Source organism: Bradyrhizobium sp. 137 (genome assembly GCF_023074095.1).
Lineage (GTDB): Bacteria > Pseudomonadota > Alphaproteobacteria > Rhizobiales > Xanthobacteraceae > Bradyrhizobium.
Window position 1 is genome coordinate 240,223 of sequence record NZ_JADPKU010000044.1, and the last position, 16,827, is coordinate 257,049.

The window sequence follows — 16,827 nt, forward strand, 5'->3', positions numbered from 1 at the left end:
CATCGACGCTTGGCATTGGTCGCTGCGGAAGGATGGAGGGTTCAAACACCCTACGCTGTCACGCCCGTGCTGCCACATCCTCCGCTGTCGTGCCCCGCGAAGGCATCCAGTACGCCGCAGCCCCTCCGTATCCTGGCACTGTCTCGGAGTACTGGATCGCCCGCCTGCGCGGGCGACGACACCTATCATGTCGGCGCGTGTGCGCACCTATCACATGCCCCATGAATCAAAACCGCCGCGCTCCCCTTCCGGGAACGCGGCGGCCGATGATGCGGTGCTTCGCGGTCAGCTGTTGCGCAGGCCGTCGGCGGCGCGCTTCCACTGCGCGACGTTGTCGGCGATCATGCGGGTCGACTTCATCGCGGCCTGGCTGAGCTGGGCGTAGCCGGAGATCTCGCGCTGGACGCGCTGGCCTTCGGCATGGAGCAGGTCGCGCAGGCTCTCGAGCTCGGAGATCAAGTTCTCGATCTCGGCCAGCGAGGTGCCGGCGACGCGCTGGATCAGCGAGTTGACGTTGTTGACGGTGGCTTCGGCGCTCGGGTCGAGCGGCGGCGCGTCGGTGGTCGTCGATGCCGGACGGCGCAGATAGGCGATGTCGTTGCGGACGAAATCGCGGATGCCGGCCTCGACCTCGGTCACGGCGGCGAGGTTGGTGTCGACCGTCTCGGTCTCGGTGGTTTCGGTCTTTTCCGGACGCATGGCGTTCATCGTTATTCCCCTGTTCGCGTTGAGCGCGGCGCGAGTGTCCCCCGCACGACGACGTCTATTTTGGCGACTAGGGCGTCCGATTTTGACCGCAAATGGGCCGAGATGCGGCAAGGGCGGACCATTCGGGGGTTTTGCCGTGGCGTATGGTTAGGAGAATGTGAATAGGGAACCGCGACGGCAAGCCATCCCCTCATGGTGAGGAGCGCGCCCTTCGCGCGGGTCTCGAACCATGCAGGCCCCGCTGTAGCAGCGAGCCCTCGATCCTTCGAGACGCGCTCCTTCGGAGCGCCCTCAGGATGAGGGGAAGTGGCGGCTCGCCCTACCAGCTCTTCTTGAAACCGGCCGTCAGGCTCTTGTTGATCGCGCCTTGCGAGGTCTCGCCGACCGAGCCTGAGACGGTGACATTGTCGAACAGCTTTTGCTCGGCACCGAACTTGCGCAGCCATTTGTCGTCGGTGGTCGACAGCGTCTGGCCGGCGGTAATGCTGGTGCCGGTGTCGGTGAGGGTGATCTTGGCGGTCTGATCGGTCTCGTAATTTCGCATGACGTGGCCGCCGATGCCGGGGACGGCGGTCGTGCCCTGCTGGTTGACGCTGTAGCCGTTCTGGAGCGTTAGCGAGGTGTCGCCCGACAGCGGCACCGACTTGGTCAACGAGGCGCCGATCTTGCTGTGTTCGGTGCCGGGATCGACCCGGGCTTCCACCGCGGTCTTGTCCCAGATCGAGCCCGCGCCCGGCGCTGTCGCCGCCGCCCAGGCGCTGCCGGAGGATTGCGGTAGGCTGCCGCCATTGGCGGCCTTCTGCGCCAGCAACTCGGACATCGTCCGCGGCTCGCTCGTCACCGTCATGTCGGCGCCGATCCGCGTGTCCCAGAACGAGAACACCGATTGCTTCACCGTCACCGCCGAGGAGCCGTTTGCATTTGGATTCGACGACCAGGCCAGGCCGTCCTTGGCCGCGGTCTGGGCGCGCTTCTTGGCGGCCATGGGGTCAATGCCGGTGCCGGCATCGACCGCGAGCTGGCTCCAGTCGAGCTTGTCGACGTCGATGCCTTTGAGCACGTCGGGGTCATTGACGTCGGGGGCCTGCGCCGCCTCGGTCTCGGCCTCATCGTCAGGCGCGATCGTCGCGGATGGAATGATCTGTGCCGAGACCGTCAGCACGGAGCCCAGAATGAATGCGGCCGCCAGCAACGGCAGCCTGGTCCGGCCAAACCCTGTCGAGAATTCCATCGTCCTGCCCGCGAACCCCAGCGCACGCTTTCCAACAATATATATCGGCCTTCGGCCGTGCGCCATTCCGCGCGACAGATGCTGATCCATCGTCACGAAATTGTGGCGGCTCGCCTCGCATAACGAACCAACGGGCCGCGCGAAAGGCGCGCGCCCGACGACGAGCTGTGACACGACCGCATCCGGCGGGGCTGGAAGCCAGGGCGTCATGTGAGCGTCGTCATCGGTCCCGAACAGCGGGACCCGTTGGCGTCCCCCTCAGCCGGCGCGGCTCATCTTCGGCAGATGAATGGCGCGGCCGAGTGCCTGCTCGACCAGGTCGAACGTATCGATCAGTACCCGCATGCTGGTGAGCTTTCCCGCCCTGAACTGGGCGAACTGCTTGTTGGAATCGAGCGCCGTCAGCGAATAGCGCAGCATCGAGGCGGCTGAATCAACGCCGAGCATGATGCTCTCGCGGTCGAAGCGGCGAACGTGGAAATTGTCGGCGAGCTGGCGGATGACGTCGAGCACGGCGTCCTTGCCCTGGCGCGCGCCAAGGAACGGAAACATGTCGATCGGGCCGTACAGGGCCCACTCGACGTCCTCGTCGATCAGGGCCTCGATATCCCTGAACTGCCGGTCGTTGATCGCGCCATGCAACGCGCGCGAGAAACGCCAGAGGCTGTGCTCTGTCATTTGGGCTGTCCTGAAGCTGGCTGCAAAAAAAACGGAAAACAACCCCATGCACAGTAAGGTGCCGGGGCTCAGCTCGTTCGTGTACAAATAACTACGGGATTTCGGCCAAAACGCAATTCACGTTTTCGCAATGCACCATTGAATGCGATTTGTGAGATTTGCAATAGAGTCCCGCAATTTCCCGGTGCTTGCCGGTTAGATTCCTCGGATCGCGGACGCCCCCTTCAGCGGACAACAGCGGGGAAGGGCCGCGTGACCCGTCTCACATCACCTCTCCACCATCGCGCCTAACGTCATCCCATGTCATCAGGGAGACGTGTCATGGCCGCCATCGCCACCGTCAGAAAGTCCCGCCTGCACAACGCGGTCGAAGGGCTCGCGCTGACCGCGACGCTGCAGAGCTTCCCGACCTTCGCCGCCGCCGCTTTCCTGCTCAAACTCGTCGGCGACCACGACCTCGTCGGCGACCCCGGCGTCGCCATCTTCGTCGCTGTCGCCTCGCTCGCCCACGCGCTGCTCGCGGTGACCTTCGGCCCGAGCTTCCCGGCCTTTTTCAAGACCGTCTACGAGCCAAAATTCTTCGAGGCCCATCTGACGCTCGCCGGCAAGATCACGGCATGGCGCACCCAGCCGGTCGCCTCGCTCCAGCTCGTGACCATCGTGCTGCTGCTGTCGGTAATGGCGGTGGTGACGGCGAGCGTCGGGTGAGGAGCGGGCTATCCCTCTCGTCATTCCGGGGCCCGCAAACCGGCGAGCCCGGAATCCACTGCGATCAGCGGCGCGGATGCGCCGCCTACCTCTTCTTCCACCCGCCCCGTCGCCCCGGCATCCCGCCTGTCGATTTCGGCGCCGGCCCGAACTCCGGTCCCGACTGCCGCGAGTCGGTTGGCTGGATGATCCGGCTGGTGCTGCCGAACGGCTTTGACGGCAGGCTCGGGCTTTCGCGATAGGGCAGCGATTCCGGGCCGTGCATCTCGTCGAGATGCGGCTTGTGCACGCGGGAGCCTTTGCCGCTGCCGGCCTTGAGCGCCGTTACGGCGCTCTTGTTCTTCATGGCACTGACCGGCAAGTTCGCAGCATCGCCGTACTTCTTCGTGCCCGCATAAGCGCCGGCCTTGCCCTGCACGGTGCGCTGCTTCGCGGTAGGGTCGTCGACCACGGCGAGCTCGGTGGCGCGCAGGCGCTTGACTTCGTCGCGCAGACGCGCGGCTTCCTCGAAGTTCAAATCGGCGGCGGCCTCGCGCATCCTTGTTTCGAGATCGGCAAGCACGGCTTCGAAGTTGTGGCCGATCGAGATGACGTCATCGGTCATGTCGTGGCCGCCAACCTCGACCAGCACGTGGTCGCGCTCGTAGACGGAGTTGAGGATGTCGCCGATCTGCTTCTTCACGCTCTCCGGCGTGATGCCGTTGGCAGTATTGTACTCGACCTGTTTTTCGCGGCGGCGGTTGGTCTCGGCGATGGCACGCTCCATCGAACCGGTCATCTGGTCGGCGTAGAGGATCACCTTGCCGTCGACATTGCGCGCGGCGCGGCCGATGGTCTGGATCAGCGAGGTCTCGCTGCGCAGAAAACCTTCCTTGTCGGCGTCGAGAATCGCGACCAGCGCGCATTCGGGGATGTCGAGGCCTTCGCGCAAGAGGTTGATGCCGACCAGCGCGTCGAACGCACCGAGGCGGAGATCCCGGATGATCTCGATGCGCTCGATGGTGTCGATGTCGGAATGCATGTAGCGGACTCGGATGCCCTGCTCGTGCAGATATTCGGTGAGGTCCTCCGCCATGCGCTTGGTCAGCACGGTGATCAGCGAGCGATAGCCGGCCTGCGCGGTGGCGCGGACCTCGCCGACGAGATCGTCCACTTGCGTGCGGGCGGGGCGGATGTCGACGGGAGGATCGATCAGACCTGTGGGGCGGATCACCTGCTCGACGAACACGCCGCCGCTCTCGTTCAGCTCCCAGCCGCCCGGCGTCGCCGACACCGCGATGGTCTGCGGCCGCATCATGTCCCACTCCTCGAAGCGCAAGGGGCGGTTGTCCATGCAGGAGGGCAGGCGGAAGCCGTATTCGGCCAGCGTCGCCTTGCGACGGAAGTCGCCGCGGAACATGGCGCCGATCTGCGGGATGGTGACGTGGCTCTCGTCGGCGAAGATCAGCGCGTTGTCGGGCACGTATTCGAACAGCGTCGGCGGCGGCTCGCCGGGGCGGCGCCCAGTGAGATAGCGCGAATAGTTCTCGATGCCGGCGCAGCTTCCGGTCGCCTCCATCATCTCGAGGTCGAAGGTGGTGCGCTGCTCCAGCCGCTGCGCTTCGAGCAGGCGGCCCTGATCGTGGAGCTGGTCGAGCCGTTGCTTCAATTCTGATTTGATCGACTTGATCGCCTGCACCAGCGTCGGCCGCGGCGTCACATAGTGCGAGTTGGCATACATCTTGATGAACTCGAGCTCGTCCTGCTTGTGGCCGGTGAGCGGATCGAACTCCTCGATGCTCTCGATGGTGTCGCCGAACAGGTTCACGCGCCAGGCGCGGTCCTCATAGTGCGCGGGGAAGATGTCGATGACGTCGCCGCGGACACGGAAGGTGCCGCGGGTGAAATCGGCCTGGGTGCGCTTGTACTGGAGCGCGACGAGATCGGCGATGAGCTGGCGCTGGTCGATGCGCTCGCCCTTCTTCAGCGCGAAGGTCATCGCGGTGTAGGTCTCGACCGACCCGATACCGTAGATGCAGGACACCGAGGCGACGATGATGACGTCGTCGCGTTCGAGCAGCGCGCGCGTCGCTGAGTGGCGCATGCGGTCGATCTGCTCGTTGATCGAGGAATCCTTCTCGATATAGGTGTCGGTGCGTGGGACGTAGGCTTCCGGCTGGTAATAGTCGTAGTAGCTGACGAAGTACTCGACCGCGTTGTCAGGGAAGAAATTCTTGAACTCGCCATAGAGCTGGGCGGCGAGGGTCTTGTTCGGGGCCAGGATCAGGGCGGGGCGCTGCGTCGCCTCGATCACTTTGGCCATGGTGTAGGTCTTGCCCGAGCCGGTGACGCCCAGCAGCACCTGCGAACGGTCGTTGCGATTGATGCCCTCGACCAGCTCGGCGATCGCAGTCGGCTGGTCGCCCTTGGGCTCATAGGCCGACTTGATCTCGAAGCGCACGCCGCCCTCGGACTTTTCCGGGCGCGGTGGCCGGTGCGGCGTCCAAATCCGCATCGAGCCGTCGTCCTTGCGGAATTCCGGGCGGCCCTCGCGGATCAGCGATTCCAACGCATCCGCGGTGGCCTTGACGCCCAGCGCCTCCATTTTTGAGCGCGGCGGCCGCGCCAGCGCCTCGGCATCGTCTTCTTCTGTTGGCAGCCCGAGCTGCCGCGCCAGTTCCGGATCGAGTGTCGGGATCGTGGCCGAGGTTCCGTAATTGGCCTGCGGCGCCTCGTCGAAGCCTTCGGTGGGTGCGCGCGCTCCAGCCGGCTGCGGATTGGTACGCAGCGGCATCGGCTTTGTAATGTTCTTGGCCGTATCCTGCGGAAACTCCTTCGGCGTCGAGGCGCGCGCGCGATGCGCGGCGGCCTCGCCCCCGGCACGGCGATCGCGCGAATTGTCCGGCGGCGGCTGGAGCCCGGTGCCCGATCCCAGGCCCGCATCGCCGCGATTGATCGCAGGATTGAGCAGTTCGGCCAGCGCCGGCCCGATCGGCTGCACATCGGGGCGATGCGCCTTCGAGTTCGGAGCCTTGGTCTTCGGGGATTTGCCAGATTTTTCGGAGGATGCAGGTTTCTTCGCCATAGGGCGAATATGGGACGAGTCCGCCTCTCAGGAAAGAGCGAATGCCCGCCGCTATGCAGCCTGCTGACAGCAGGTTGGCAGCAGGCTTGGCGTCACCCCGCCGGCAGCGGCCCCTCGTCATCCTCAGCCGCGATATTCGGCTCAAGGATGTCTAGATGGATGCCGCCGCAATCGGTGCAGCGCATGGTCCAGTACTCGCATCCAGCGCGACCGCCGATCACACGGAGCACCATGAGATCGCCGTCGCATTCCGGGTAGTTGGACAGCACGGCGCGCGCATAGATCCGCGGCCGCACTGAGCCGATTTCGGTGATAGACATGACCGGTTCCCCCTTGCGGCGCCCCGCCGCTGGTCCGCCCGCGGACGCTATTCGTCGTCGCTGTCGGCCCGGCGGCGGAAGCGATCGATGTGTTGCTTGGCATCGGCAATCGCGGCGTCGCGGTCGGGCCAGGCGAGGCCGACTTCCATGGCGGGAAACAGCACGCCGTCGATTGCAAGCGGGCTGAAATCGGAGCGCCGGATGCGGGCGTGCCACAGTCCTTTTCCAGCTTCGAAGGATTCGATGTCAAAGCCGTCGTAGAGGGTCGTCATTCTTGTCGGTCCCACGTTTTTTTGTCAGAGGGTCAGGGGACCACATTTGCGAATCCCGGGATGTGAAGCCGTTCACAAGCCGCGAGGCTTTTTTGCCGAGCGCGTCAGTTCCGCGCCGCAGCACGACCGAGTCGCCGCGCCGGACGCGCCGGTTCCGACGCCGCGCGCATGATCCAGCGGCGAAACGCGGCGAAGTCGCGTTGCTCGGTCTGGAAGCTGCGATAGAGCAGGTACCAGCGCATGCCTTTGGGCACCGAGAGATCGAACGGCGCCACCAGCCGTCCGGCGGCGAGATCGTCGTCAATATAGGGTCGAATGCCCATGGCAACGCCGAGTCCGTCCGCGGCGGCCTGCAGCGCCTGACCGTAGAACTGGAACTCGGGCCCGCGCGCGTTGATGCGCGCCAGGTTCGCGGCCTTGAGCCAGAGCGGCCAGTCCTCCGGCGAATGCGCGACGCGGATCAGGCTCGGTCCCCTGAGATCCGCCGGCCGCTTCAGGCCGCTCGCAAGGCGCGGCACGCAGACCGGCGTGAGGTCGCCCGCGAACAGCGGCTCGGCGACGAGGCCGGGCCAGTCGCCGGTGCCGAGCTTGATGCCGCAGCTCCAGTCCTCGCCGAACGGCACCGAGGCGCCGCCGGTGGTGAAGCGCACCTCGATGTCGGGCTCCTCGCTGCGAAACTCCGACAGGCGCGGGATCAGCCAGCGCATCGCAAAGGTGTGGCCGACGCCGATGGTGAGCACGCGCACGCTGGAGGGCGCCGTCACCTGCGCGGTGAGGCGCGCCAGCGCATCGAAGATCGGCGTCAGCCCGCTTTGATAGGCGCGGCCGGCCTGCGTCAGCACGAGCTTGTTGGCCTTGCGCTCGAACAGCGCGAGGCCGAGGCGCTCCTCCAGCAGATGCACCATGCGGCTGACGGCAGCGGCCGACACGTTCAGCTCGAGCCCGGCCGCGGCAAAGCTGCCGGTCCGCGCCGCCGCCTCGAATGCCTTGATGCCGTTGAGAAACAGCAGCCGCCGCAAATGCCCGACCCTCAGGAAAGCTGATGCCAGGCCAAGATAACTCAGTTTGCACGTGGGGGGCAAGCGAGGCACAAGAACGAGTGTAATTCTAAGTTGATTTCGGGCAGCCGCAGCGCTCTTCGCTTCTCGCCGCAAGCGAGGCGAGGCAGCGCCAGCAGCCTGCGTCCCTTACCTATGTTGAGGAGAATCCTTTCGTGGCGCCCATCGTGATCGCTGCCCTTGGCATGCTGATGGTCGCCACCGCGTTCCTGTCCGGGCTGTTCGGCATGGCGGGCGGGCTGATCCTGATCGGCGTGTTGCTGGCATTGATGCCGCTGCCGGCGGCCATGGTGCTGCATGCGATCACGCAGATGGCCTCGAACGGCTGGCGTGCGTTTTTGTGGCGCGCGCATATCCGCTGGCGCCCGGTCGCGAACTATCTCGCCGGCTGCGCGGTCGCGCTCGCGGCCTGGTCGCTCACGCGCTACGTTCCGGACAAGCCGGTCGCGCTGCTGCTGCTCGGTATCACGCCGTTCATGGCGCGGCTGCTGCCGTCAAACATCAAGCCCAACCCCGACAGCGTCTGGCAGGGCTCGGTCTACGGCTCGATCTGCATGGGCTTGATGCTGATGACCGGCGTCTCCGGCCCGCTGCTCGACACCTTCTTCCTCGGCGGCGATTTCGGCCGGCGCGAGAAGGTGGCGACCAAGGCGATGTGCCAGCTGGTCAGCCATTTCACCAAGCTGGTCTATTTCGGCGGCATCATCGACCAGGCGGCGAGCCTCGATCCCGTCCTCGCCGGCGTCGCGATCGCAGCATCGATGCTCGGCACCACACTGGCGCGCCGCATCCTTGAAGCCATGACCGACCAGCAATTCGTAGCCTGGTCGAACAAGCTGATCACCACCATCGCCTGCTACTACATCGCCTATGGCGGCTGGCTCCTGCTGCGTACGGAGGTCGCGGTCGCCTTCGACAAGGGAGGTTTGCGATGAGCGAGACCGCCGATCCGCTGGTGCTGGATTTCGTCGAATGGGTCGCACGCGAGCCGCGCGCCTATGCCGAGGTGATCGCGACCTGGAAGACCTCGTGCCCGCGCCTTACCATCTGGGAAGACGCCACTGAGCGCGGCTATGTCGCGCGGAAGATGGTGCCGGGAATCGGGCTGATCGTCGCAGTGACGGAAGGCGGCGAGAAGCTGCTGCGGACGAACCGGCGGTGATGCGCACTTCCGTCTCGACATCGCCATTGCGAGCGTAAGCGAAGCAATTCAGAATGTCTCTGCCGCGCAGCCTGGATTGCTTCGCGGAGCCTGTCATCGGGTCGCGCTTCGCGCGGCACCGTTGGCTCGCCATGACGGAGCAAGCGGAGGCCTCTCATGTCACTCAAACTCTACGAACTCGTCGGCACCGACGCAGCGCGCCCGTTCAGCCCGTATTGCTGGCGCACGCGGATGGCGCTCGCGCATAAGGAGCTGACGGCGGAATCGCTGCCCTGGCGCTTCACCGAGAAGAGCGCGCTTGCGCCGCATGGCTCCGAGAAAGTCCCGGTGCTGCTGCATCACGGCAAGCCCGTGGTCGATTCGTGGACCATCGCGAATTATCTCGAAGACAGTTTTCCGGATCGTGCATCGTTGTTCGGCGGCGAGGGCGGTCGCGCGATGGCGCGCATGATCAATACCTTCGGCGACATCGCCATCGTCGGCGGCATCTTTCCGTTGATCGTCGCCGACATCCCGAAGAACCTCGCCGAGGTCGACGCCGCCTATTTCCGCCAGTCGCGCGAGGCACGCTTCGGCGGCAAGTCGCTGGAACAGGTCATGGCCAGCCGCGACACCGGCGTGATCGCGTTCCGCAAGTCGCTGGAGGTGATGCGGCAGACATTGAAGAAGCAGCCCTATCTGGGCGGCGCCGCTCCCAACTACGCCGACTATATCGTGTTCGGCGGTTTTCAATGGGCGCGGGTGGTGAGCCCGTTCAAGCTTCTGGAAGCCGATGATCCGGTTTATGCGTGGCGGGAAAAATTGCTCGACGCGTTCGACGGCATGGCGCGCAGGTCGCCGGGATTCGCGGTGTAGGGTAGGCTCCCTCCATCGTCGTCCTGGCGACGCCAGGGCCCATCTCGCGTGATCTATCGATCGTTTGCGGTACGGTACCGAACGGGGAATTTTCGTGGCGTGCTCGCCGGGGTAATGGGTCCTCCCGGCTCACGACACGGAAAACGTGGTCGGCTCTCGTGCCTAACGAGCAGCACTCGCCGCCGCCTGCCGCAAACATGCCCGGCACAAACAATCCTCGCCCTCGACTGGCATTGGCAGTCTTGCCGTCTCCTCCGCGCACCAGCAGCTGCCCGAGAGGTCGCAGCCAAACTCGGCGCCGCAGCGGGAGCAGGCGAGGCGCCGGGATTCTGGCAACGCAGATTCTTGCTGATTTGTCATGATTTACGTCGAAGCTAGGCCGTCATTTTCATGTCGGGTTCATTGGCCGCTGCGGTATATTATGCCTTGCGCACGGACTCGGAAAGCGGCTCCCGGCGCGCGAAGGACAGACCGATGGCCCGTGATTCGCAAGCCGCCCTCGTTGCGCTCAACCGCTTCGGCTTCGGCGCCCGCGGCGGCGCGTCCGGCGATCTCATCGATGCCGCCTCCGACCCGCGCGGTTTCGTCAAGGCAGAGCTCGCGCGTCCCAATGGCGTGCTGCTGGAAGCGCCGGGTCTGCAATCGACGCCGCAGCTCGGGCAGGCGGTGTTCGCCTATCAGGACGAGGTCAAGCAGGCGCGCGAGGCCGCCAAGGCCACGGCGGCCGCTGAAACGCCGACACAAGCGTCTGCCGATCAGAAGCCCGCCCTGCGCCGCAATCTCTCGCTGAACGCAGCCGCAAGCGAGGTCGCCGGCCAGATGGCGGATGCGAGACCAGCGGACAACGCGGCGAAGCCGGAGGCCATGCAGCCCAGCCCCGGCGCGCCGCCCGCCGCAAAGCCCGCGCCGCAGCCGCTCAACGTCATCCAGAAGACATTTCGCGCCGAGGCGCTGGCGCGGTTGCAGCGGGCCACCCTCGTCGAGTGCGGCTTCACCGAGCGACTCGTCGTGTTCTGGTCCAACCATTTCTGCATCTCCGCGAGCAAGGGCGAGCTGGCGCGGATCTGGGCCGGCGCGTTCGAGCGCGAGGCGATCAGGCCGCACGTACTCGGGCGTTTCGCCGACATGCTCAAGGCGGTCGAGCAGCATCCGGCGATGCTGTTCTTTCTCGATAACCAGCAATCGCTCGGACCGGATTCGCGTGCGGGGCAAAACCGCAAGCGCGGGCTGAACGAGAATCTGGCGCGCGAGATCATGGAGCTGCATACGCTCAGCGTCGGCGGCGGCTACACGCAGGACGATGTCACCTCGCTCGCGCGCATCATCACGGGCTGGACCTTCGCCGGCCGCCAGGGGCAGCTGGGGGCGCCCGGCTCCTTCGTGTTCAACGTCAATGCGCATCAGCCGGGGCCGCAGATCCTGCTCGGCAAGACCTACGGCCAGGCGGGCCTCGCGCAAGGCGAGGCCGCGCTCGCCGACCTCGCGCGCCATCCCTCGACCGCGAATTTCATCGCCACCAAGTTCGTCCGCCACTTCGTTGCCGATGATCCGCCGCCGTCTCTCGTTGCGCGGTTGCGCGACATCTTCGTCAAGACCGATGGCGACCTCAAGGCGCTTGCCATGGCGCTGGTCGATTCCGACGAAGCGTGGAAAGCGCCGCTGACCAAGATGCGCTCGCCTTACGATTTCCTGGTCGCGAGCGGCCGGCTGCTCGCGCGCGTGCCGGAAGATCCGAGCCGTTATCTCAATGGCCTCAACCTGCTCGGGCAACCGCTATGGTCGCCGGCCGGGCCCAACGGCTTTCCCGACACCAATGCAGCCTGGGCCGCACCCGAGGGCATGAAGCTCAGGCTCGATATCGCGGCGCAAATCGGCTCGCGGCTCGGCAACACCATCGATCCGCTCGACCTGCTGGAATTCGCCGCAGCCGATGCGGCCTCCATCGAGACGCGACGAACCATCGAGCGCGCGGAGTCGCGGCAGCAGGCGCTGGCGCTGCTGCTGATGTCGCCGGAAATGCAGCGGAGATGACGATGATCGACTGCGTCGAGAACCGGCTCCTCGCCTCGCGCCGCGGGCTCCTGCTCGGCGGCGCCTCTTTCGCGGCCTGGGCCTACCTGCCGAAATTCGCACGCGGCGCCGACGGGCACGATCCGCGCCTGGTCGTGGTGATCCTGCGCGGCGCGCTCGACGGGCTTTCGACCGTTGCCCCGATCGGCGACCCCGATTACGCCGGCCTGCACGGCTCGATCGCGCTCACGGCTGACGGCGCACACCCCGCGACCATGCTCGATAGCTTCTTTGCGCTGCATCCCGCCATGCCGGAGTTCGCACGCATGTACCGCGACAAGCACGCCGCGGTGATCCACGCCGTTGCAACACCGTATCGCGATCGCTCGCATTTCGACGGCCAGGACGTGCTCGAAAGCGGCTATGCCGGCCCGGGCCGGGTGCAGTCCGGTTGGCTCAATCGCGCGCTGGAAGTGCTACCGCGCGGCGAGCGGGTATCGAGCGGCCTCGCTGTCGGCCCGACCACGCCGCTGGTGCTGCGCGGCAATGCGCCGACCGTCGGCTGGGCGCCGGTCGCGCTGCCGCAGGCCGACGACGACACTGCAATGCGCCTCGTCGAGCTCTACCGCCATCGCGATCCCGTGCTGGCGACGGCCTTGGCGCAAGGCCTTCAGCTCGACAAGGCCGCAAGCGGCGACGACATGAAGCCGAAGGGCGGCAACGCAGCCGCGCAGATGCGCCAGGTGGCGCACGGCGCGGCAAGATTGATGGCGGCCGACGATGGTCCGCGCATCGCGGCGCTCGCCTTCGACGGCTGGGACACACACGCCAATGAAGGCGGGCCTGTGGGGCGTCTCGCCTTCCTGCTCGGCGGCCTCGACGGCGCGCTCGCCGAATTCGAAAGCGGGCTCGGCGAACGCTGGCGCGACGCGGTGGTCGTCGTCGCCACCGAGTTCGGCCGCACCGCGCGCATCAACGGCACTGACGGCACCGATCACGGCACGGGAACGATGGCGCTGCTCGCCGGCGGCGCGGTGAAGGCCGGCCGCGTCATCGCCGATTGGCCCGGCCTCAAGCTTGCCAACCTCCACGAAGGGCGCGACCTCAAGCCGACTACCGATCTGCGCTCCGTGATCAAGGGCGTGCTGCAAGGACAATTTGGCCTGTCCGATCGCGTGCTGGCGGAGACGGTGTTTCCAGACAGCGCCGCCGCAAAGCCGATGAAGGGGCTGGTGGCGTAATAACAGCCCGTCATTTCCGGGGCGCGTAGCGCGAACCCGGAATCGCAAAATGGATACCGGGCCCGCGCCTTGCCGCGCGCCCCGCAATGACGCGATAATGATGCGACATCAGGAGATCACCGCAATGTACATCGCCATGAACCGGTTCCGCGTCGCCAAGGGCTCCGAGGCCGCTTTCGAGCAGGTCTGGCTCACGCGCGACACTCATCTGGACACGGTGCCGGGCTTCGTCGAATTCCATCTGTTGAAGGGCCCCGAGCTCGAAGACCATACGCTCTACGCCTCGCACACGGTGTGGGCGAATTACGCGGCGTTCGAGGCGTGGACCAAGTCGGAGGCATTTCGCGCGGCGCATCACCGGGCTGGCGACAACAAGCCGCTCTATCTCGGCCATCCCCAGTTCGAAGGTTTTGAGGTGATGCAGACGGTCGGGCGCGGCGCGAAGTGACTGCCATAAAAAATGCGGCCCCTGTCAGACGCGGCGACTGACGGGGACCGCTTGGGGCGCTTGATCGGTGACGGGGGGCCTGACCAGACGCAGGTGCAGCGTAGTTCCGCTGTGTTACGCGCGGGTGACAGGCAGGAATTATCCACAGGCGCTGCCTGCGAAGATTAGAATATCTTGCGATAGACGATGAAGCCGGACCGCTCCGCGACCTTGTCGTACAGTCGCTGCGCGGTGACATTGGTCTCGTGCGTTTGCCAATAGACGCGCGGCGACCTCGCCAGTTTCGCCCGCTCATACACACCATAGATCAGCGCCGAGGCAACCCCCTTGCCGCGCGCGGCCTCGCGCGTGAACAAATCCTGCAAATAGCAGGACGGCTCGATCGCGGTGGTGCTGCGATGGAAGAGATAATGCGTCAGTCCGAGCAATTGGCCGTCGCTCTCGGCGACCAGCGCATGCACCGGCTCATAGGCGTCGAAGAAACGTTGCCACGTCATGCGCGTGATCTCTGGCGCGAGCGCGGTCGGGCCCGAACGGCCGTAGAAGGTGTTGTAGCCGTCCCACAGCGGCAGCCATTGTTCGTAATCCTGCTTCGTGACGGAGCGAATGGTGAGGGACATCTGAAATTCCTGGGCTCGGAGGATGCCAACGGCCGGTGAGGCATCCTTGATACGAGATTATCGCGCTGCCGATCAATCCTGCTGTCGCATCACTCTGCAAGGCGCAAAGAGCGGATCAGCCTTCGGTTCGCCGGATCGCGCAGCGAGCGGTAGTAGTCGGCACGCGCGGGCGCGTCGGTGTGGCGCACGAGATCGGTCACCGGCGTGTAGCTCAGCATGCGGCCGCCGTCGGGCAGCGCGGTGCAGACGAAACGCAGCACCTCGCCATTGCGCAAGGCGATGTTGATCGGCCTGGCATCGCCGATCCGCACCATCTCCATGCGCTGCGCGATGAAGGTGCCGAGCTCGTCCTCGGGCAGCTCGAACGCGCCGGTATCGCGGCCGTGATACATCAGCGCGATGAAGGGCGGCTTGCGGTCGGCGATCTGGTCGGGCACCGCAAAATAATCGCGGAACGCGCGGTTGATGAATTCGGCTCGGGTCTCGGCATCGAGCAGCACGACGCCGATATCGATCTGGTCGAGCGCGGCCGACAAGCGCGCGGCGGTAGCGTGGCTCTGGCGCTCGCCCGCGAACGTGCCGAGCAGCCGCTCGCGCATCAGGCCGGTGACGGCTGCGGTGCCGGCGGCCATGATTGCCAGCAGGCCGAGCCGGACCAGGTCTGCGATGCCGTATCCGGAGACGCCATGCTGGTTAAGGAAGAGCAGCGCAGCGCCGGCGACCGCGATGGCTGCGCTGGTCATGGCGGAGGCGAGACCCGACAGCGCACCGGCCAGCGCCACGATGCAGACCAACAGCGGCGCAGGGGAGGGAGTGGGGATGAAGTGATCGAACAGCATCGCCAGCAGCAGCGTCGCTGCCGTCAGCACCGGACCGGAGATCGCACGCCACCCGAGCCGCATGGGCCAGTCTCGCTCCTCCTGAACGAGGCAACGCAGCAACACTGGCTCATCGTTGCGCTGATGCGATGCGATTTCGCGCGGCGCGCTTAAGAGACCCTTGCCGCGGAGCGCAAATCTTTCGGATGATTTTAGACCAAGTGCGAGTGCCTGAGGCGCTGTTGCAGCGACGGTGCATTCAGCGTCGAGGTGCCCGAGCTCTTGCGCATGCCGGTGAAAATCAACAGCGACGCCGCGACCAGGATGGCCGCAGTCAGCGTGATTGCAACGACTACCACAGGTGACTTCATCGAGGTCCTGTCGCAATGCCGGTCGGCAAGGGCCACACGGCGGCTTGAAGGCTGGTCCAGGATGAAACGGGAATCAGATCGGCAGGCCCATTGCCATGGTCGCCTTGGTCGACATGACCGTCAGCGTGACGATCAGGCACAGCGAGAGCGCGGCGACGGCGAGCGAGGCCGCGACCGCATTGGTCAGCCGGGAAGACGCGACGGTGGCGGATCGGCCCTGGAAGCCTGCCGTGCCGGACGCCCGAGTCATGGGTCTAAATCCTTCAACACGCGAGCGAATCACCCGCGACGCGGGACAATTTCACCGTTTCAACGGGCAACATTGCGGCGGCCGTCGCGCCGAAAACGGCGAGATTGCGGCAAAGACGACCCTTGTGCCCGCTATTCGCCAGCGGGGACTAGCCTGTCAGGCGCCCACGGCGATGCTGGCGGGGTCGTCGACGTCGGCCGGGCGCCAGTCCATCGTGACGAAGCCGGGCGCAGATTCGACGCGCTTCAGCCAGTCCCGGATCGCCGGGAAGGTCGAAAGGTCGAAATCGCAGCGGTCGGCGAGGTGGGTGTAGCCGTAGAGCGCGATGTCGGCGACCGTCAGCTGGCGCGCGGCGAAATAGGCGTTGGTCTTGAGATGGTTCTCCATGACCTGGAGCGCGCCATAGCCGCGCTCCATCCAGTCCTCGAGCGAATGGGTCTGGAGATCGCGGCCGCCCTTGACCAGCGACAGCCAGAAATAGGCCGCGCCGATGTTGGGCTCGAGCGCGTGCTGCTCGAAGAACATCCATTGCAGCGCCTCGGCGCGGTCGATGCGGTTCTCTGGCGCGAGCGGCGTGCCGACGGCGACGTACCAGAGGATGGCGTTGGACTCGGCGAGATAGCGGTCGCCGCCGACCTCGAGCAGCGGCACCTGGCCCGACGGGTTCTTCGCCAGAAAGTCCGGCGTGCGGCTCTCGCCGCGCAGAATGTCGACCTCGATGGCTTCGTAAGGCACGTTGAGCAGCGCCAGCGCAAGGCGGACCTTGTAGCTGTTGCCGGAGCGCTGCATCGAATAGAGTTTGTACATTCTGGGAGTTCGTTTCCGAGGACGGGAAGGCGCGGCGCTGGCTGCCCTGCAGCGCGGCTAAACAATGATGCCGATGCGAATCCGCTGCAAGAGCCAGCCAATAGAAAAACTCGAAATCCCTACCGCACTGCAACGCCACGAAAGATCATTTCCGCGCGACCGCGCAAACGAGATCACGCTTGCGTTAGAGCACGGGCGCGTTGCGT

At 65.6% G+C, this 16,827-nt stretch carries 20 protein-coding genes; 7 read left to right on the plus strand and 13 right to left on the minus strand.

Features of this window, described 5'->3' with window-relative positions:
- Positions 1-285 precede the first annotated feature (285 nt).
- The 3 genes from IVA78_RS10375 to IVA78_RS10385 form a co-directional block, all read right to left on the minus strand.
- On the minus strand, positions 286-708 hold the full coding sequence (locus IVA78_RS10375) for a hypothetical protein (protein WP_247277532.1): 423 nt from the start codon (positions 706-708) through the stop codon (positions 286-288).
- 319 nt (positions 709-1,027) lie between these two features.
- Positions 1,028-1,939, minus strand: coding sequence for a hypothetical protein (locus IVA78_RS10380; RefSeq protein WP_247277531.1), 912 nt, complete (start codon positions 1,937-1,939; stop codon positions 1,028-1,030).
- A gap of 258 nt (positions 1,940-2,197) precedes the next feature.
- Positions 2,198-2,617 (minus strand): nuclear transport factor 2 family protein, encoded by a 420-nt coding sequence (locus tag IVA78_RS10385; RefSeq protein WP_247277530.1) that lies wholly within the window; start codon positions 2,615-2,617, stop codon positions 2,198-2,200.
- A gap of 321 nt (positions 2,618-2,938) precedes the next feature.
- Between IVA78_RS10385 and IVA78_RS10390 the strand changes: the two genes are divergently transcribed.
- A complete protein-coding gene (locus IVA78_RS10390; protein WP_247277529.1) occupies positions 2,939-3,325 on the plus strand; it encodes a hypothetical protein in 387 nt (128 codons plus the stop codon).
- An 85-nt stretch (positions 3,326-3,410) separates the two neighbouring features.
- Here IVA78_RS10390 and uvrB read toward each other — a convergent pair whose 3' ends face one another.
- The 4 genes from uvrB to IVA78_RS10410 all read right to left on the minus strand — a co-directional run bounded on the left by uvrB (position 3,411) and on the right by IVA78_RS10410 (position 8,000).
- Complete coding sequence (gene uvrB / locus IVA78_RS10395; RefSeq protein WP_247277528.1) at positions 3,411-6,389, minus strand: excinuclease ABC subunit UvrB; 2,979 nt, start codon at positions 6,387-6,389, stop codon at positions 3,411-3,413.
- A 92-nt stretch (positions 6,390-6,481) separates the two neighbouring features.
- Positions 6,482-6,709, minus strand: a complete 228-nt coding sequence (locus tag IVA78_RS10400; protein WP_247277527.1) for a hypothetical protein — start codon at positions 6,707-6,709, stop codon at positions 6,482-6,484.
- A 47-nt stretch (positions 6,710-6,756) separates the two neighbouring features.
- Positions 6,757-6,981: a hypothetical protein gene (locus IVA78_RS10405; RefSeq protein ID WP_247277526.1), complete on the minus strand. Its 225-nt coding sequence runs from the start codon at positions 6,979-6,981 to the stop codon at positions 6,757-6,759.
- A gap of 104 nt (positions 6,982-7,085) precedes the next feature.
- Complete coding sequence (locus tag IVA78_RS10410) at positions 7,086-8,000, minus strand: LysR substrate-binding domain-containing protein (protein WP_247277525.1); 915 nt, start codon at positions 7,998-8,000, stop codon at positions 7,086-7,088.
- A gap of 194 nt (positions 8,001-8,194) precedes the next feature.
- On the opposite strand from IVA78_RS10410, the gene IVA78_RS10415 reads away from it, so the two are divergent.
- The 3 genes from IVA78_RS10415 (at position 8,195) to IVA78_RS10425 (ending at position 10,056) form a co-directional block, all read left to right on the plus strand.
- Positions 8,195-8,974, plus strand: coding sequence for a sulfite exporter TauE/SafE family protein (locus IVA78_RS10415; RefSeq protein ID WP_247448716.1), 780 nt, complete (start codon positions 8,195-8,197; stop codon positions 8,972-8,974).
- A complete protein-coding gene (locus tag IVA78_RS10420; protein WP_247465184.1) occupies positions 8,971-9,201 on the plus strand; it encodes a hypothetical protein in 231 nt (76 codons plus the stop codon). The genes IVA78_RS10415 and IVA78_RS10420 overlap by 4 nt, the downstream gene beginning before the upstream one ends.
- A gap of 156 nt (positions 9,202-9,357) precedes the next feature.
- Positions 9,358-10,056 carry a glutathione S-transferase family protein gene (locus IVA78_RS10425; protein ID WP_247277522.1) on the plus strand — a complete coding sequence of 233 codons (699 nt, stop codon included), beginning with the start codon at positions 9,358-9,360 and terminating at the stop codon, positions 10,054-10,056.
- A 162-nt stretch (positions 10,057-10,218) separates the two neighbouring features.
- Here the strand turns inward: IVA78_RS10425 and IVA78_RS10430 are convergent, their stop codons facing one another.
- Positions 10,219-10,416, minus strand: coding sequence for a cysteine-rich CWC family protein (locus tag IVA78_RS10430; RefSeq protein ID WP_247277521.1), 198 nt, complete (start codon positions 10,414-10,416; stop codon positions 10,219-10,221).
- A 114-nt stretch (positions 10,417-10,530) separates the two neighbouring features.
- Here IVA78_RS10430 and IVA78_RS10435 point away from each other — a divergent pair, with 114 nt between their 5' ends.
- From IVA78_RS10435 to IVA78_RS10445, 3 genes are all read left to right on the plus strand, one after another.
- On the plus strand, positions 10,531-12,087 hold the full coding sequence (locus IVA78_RS10435) for a DUF1800 family protein (RefSeq protein WP_247277520.1): 1,557 nt from the start codon (positions 10,531-10,533) through the stop codon (positions 12,085-12,087).
- Complete coding sequence (locus IVA78_RS10440; protein ID WP_247277519.1) at positions 12,084-13,307, plus strand: DUF1501 domain-containing protein; 1,224 nt, start codon at positions 12,084-12,086, stop codon at positions 13,305-13,307. The genes IVA78_RS10435 and IVA78_RS10440 overlap by 4 nt, the downstream gene beginning before the upstream one ends.
- 124 nt (positions 13,308-13,431) lie before the next feature.
- Entirely contained in the window at positions 13,432-13,755 is a 324-nt protein-coding gene (locus IVA78_RS10445) for an antibiotic biosynthesis monooxygenase (protein WP_247277752.1), read from the plus strand.
- A 164-nt stretch (positions 13,756-13,919) separates the two neighbouring features.
- On the opposite strand, the gene IVA78_RS10450 is transcribed toward IVA78_RS10445, so the two are convergent.
- The 5 genes from IVA78_RS10450 to IVA78_RS10470 all read right to left on the minus strand — a co-directional run bounded on the left by IVA78_RS10450 (position 13,920) and on the right by IVA78_RS10470 (position 16,621).
- Positions 13,920-14,375: a GNAT family N-acetyltransferase gene (locus IVA78_RS10450; RefSeq protein WP_247277518.1), complete on the minus strand. Its 456-nt coding sequence runs from the start codon at positions 14,373-14,375 to the stop codon at positions 13,920-13,922.
- Positions 14,376-14,464: 89 nt separating this feature from the next.
- The gene (locus IVA78_RS10455) at positions 14,465-15,277 is read right to left on the minus strand and encodes a PAS-domain containing protein (RefSeq protein ID WP_247415006.1); all 813 of its coding nucleotides are present in this window, start codon (positions 15,275-15,277) and stop codon (positions 14,465-14,467) included.
- Positions 15,278-15,405: 128 nt separating this feature from the next.
- Positions 15,406-15,564, minus strand: coding sequence for a hypothetical protein (locus tag IVA78_RS10460; protein WP_247277516.1), 159 nt, complete (start codon positions 15,562-15,564; stop codon positions 15,406-15,408).
- Positions 15,565-15,637: 73 nt separating this feature from the next.
- Positions 15,638-15,814, minus strand: coding sequence for a hypothetical protein (locus tag IVA78_RS10465; RefSeq protein ID WP_247277515.1), 177 nt, complete (start codon positions 15,812-15,814; stop codon positions 15,638-15,640).
- Positions 15,815-15,970: 156 nt separating this feature from the next.
- Positions 15,971-16,621 (minus strand): glutathione S-transferase family protein, encoded by a 651-nt coding sequence (locus IVA78_RS10470; protein WP_247277514.1) that lies wholly within the window; start codon positions 16,619-16,621, stop codon positions 15,971-15,973.
- Between the last annotated feature and the right edge of the window lie 206 nt (positions 16,622-16,827).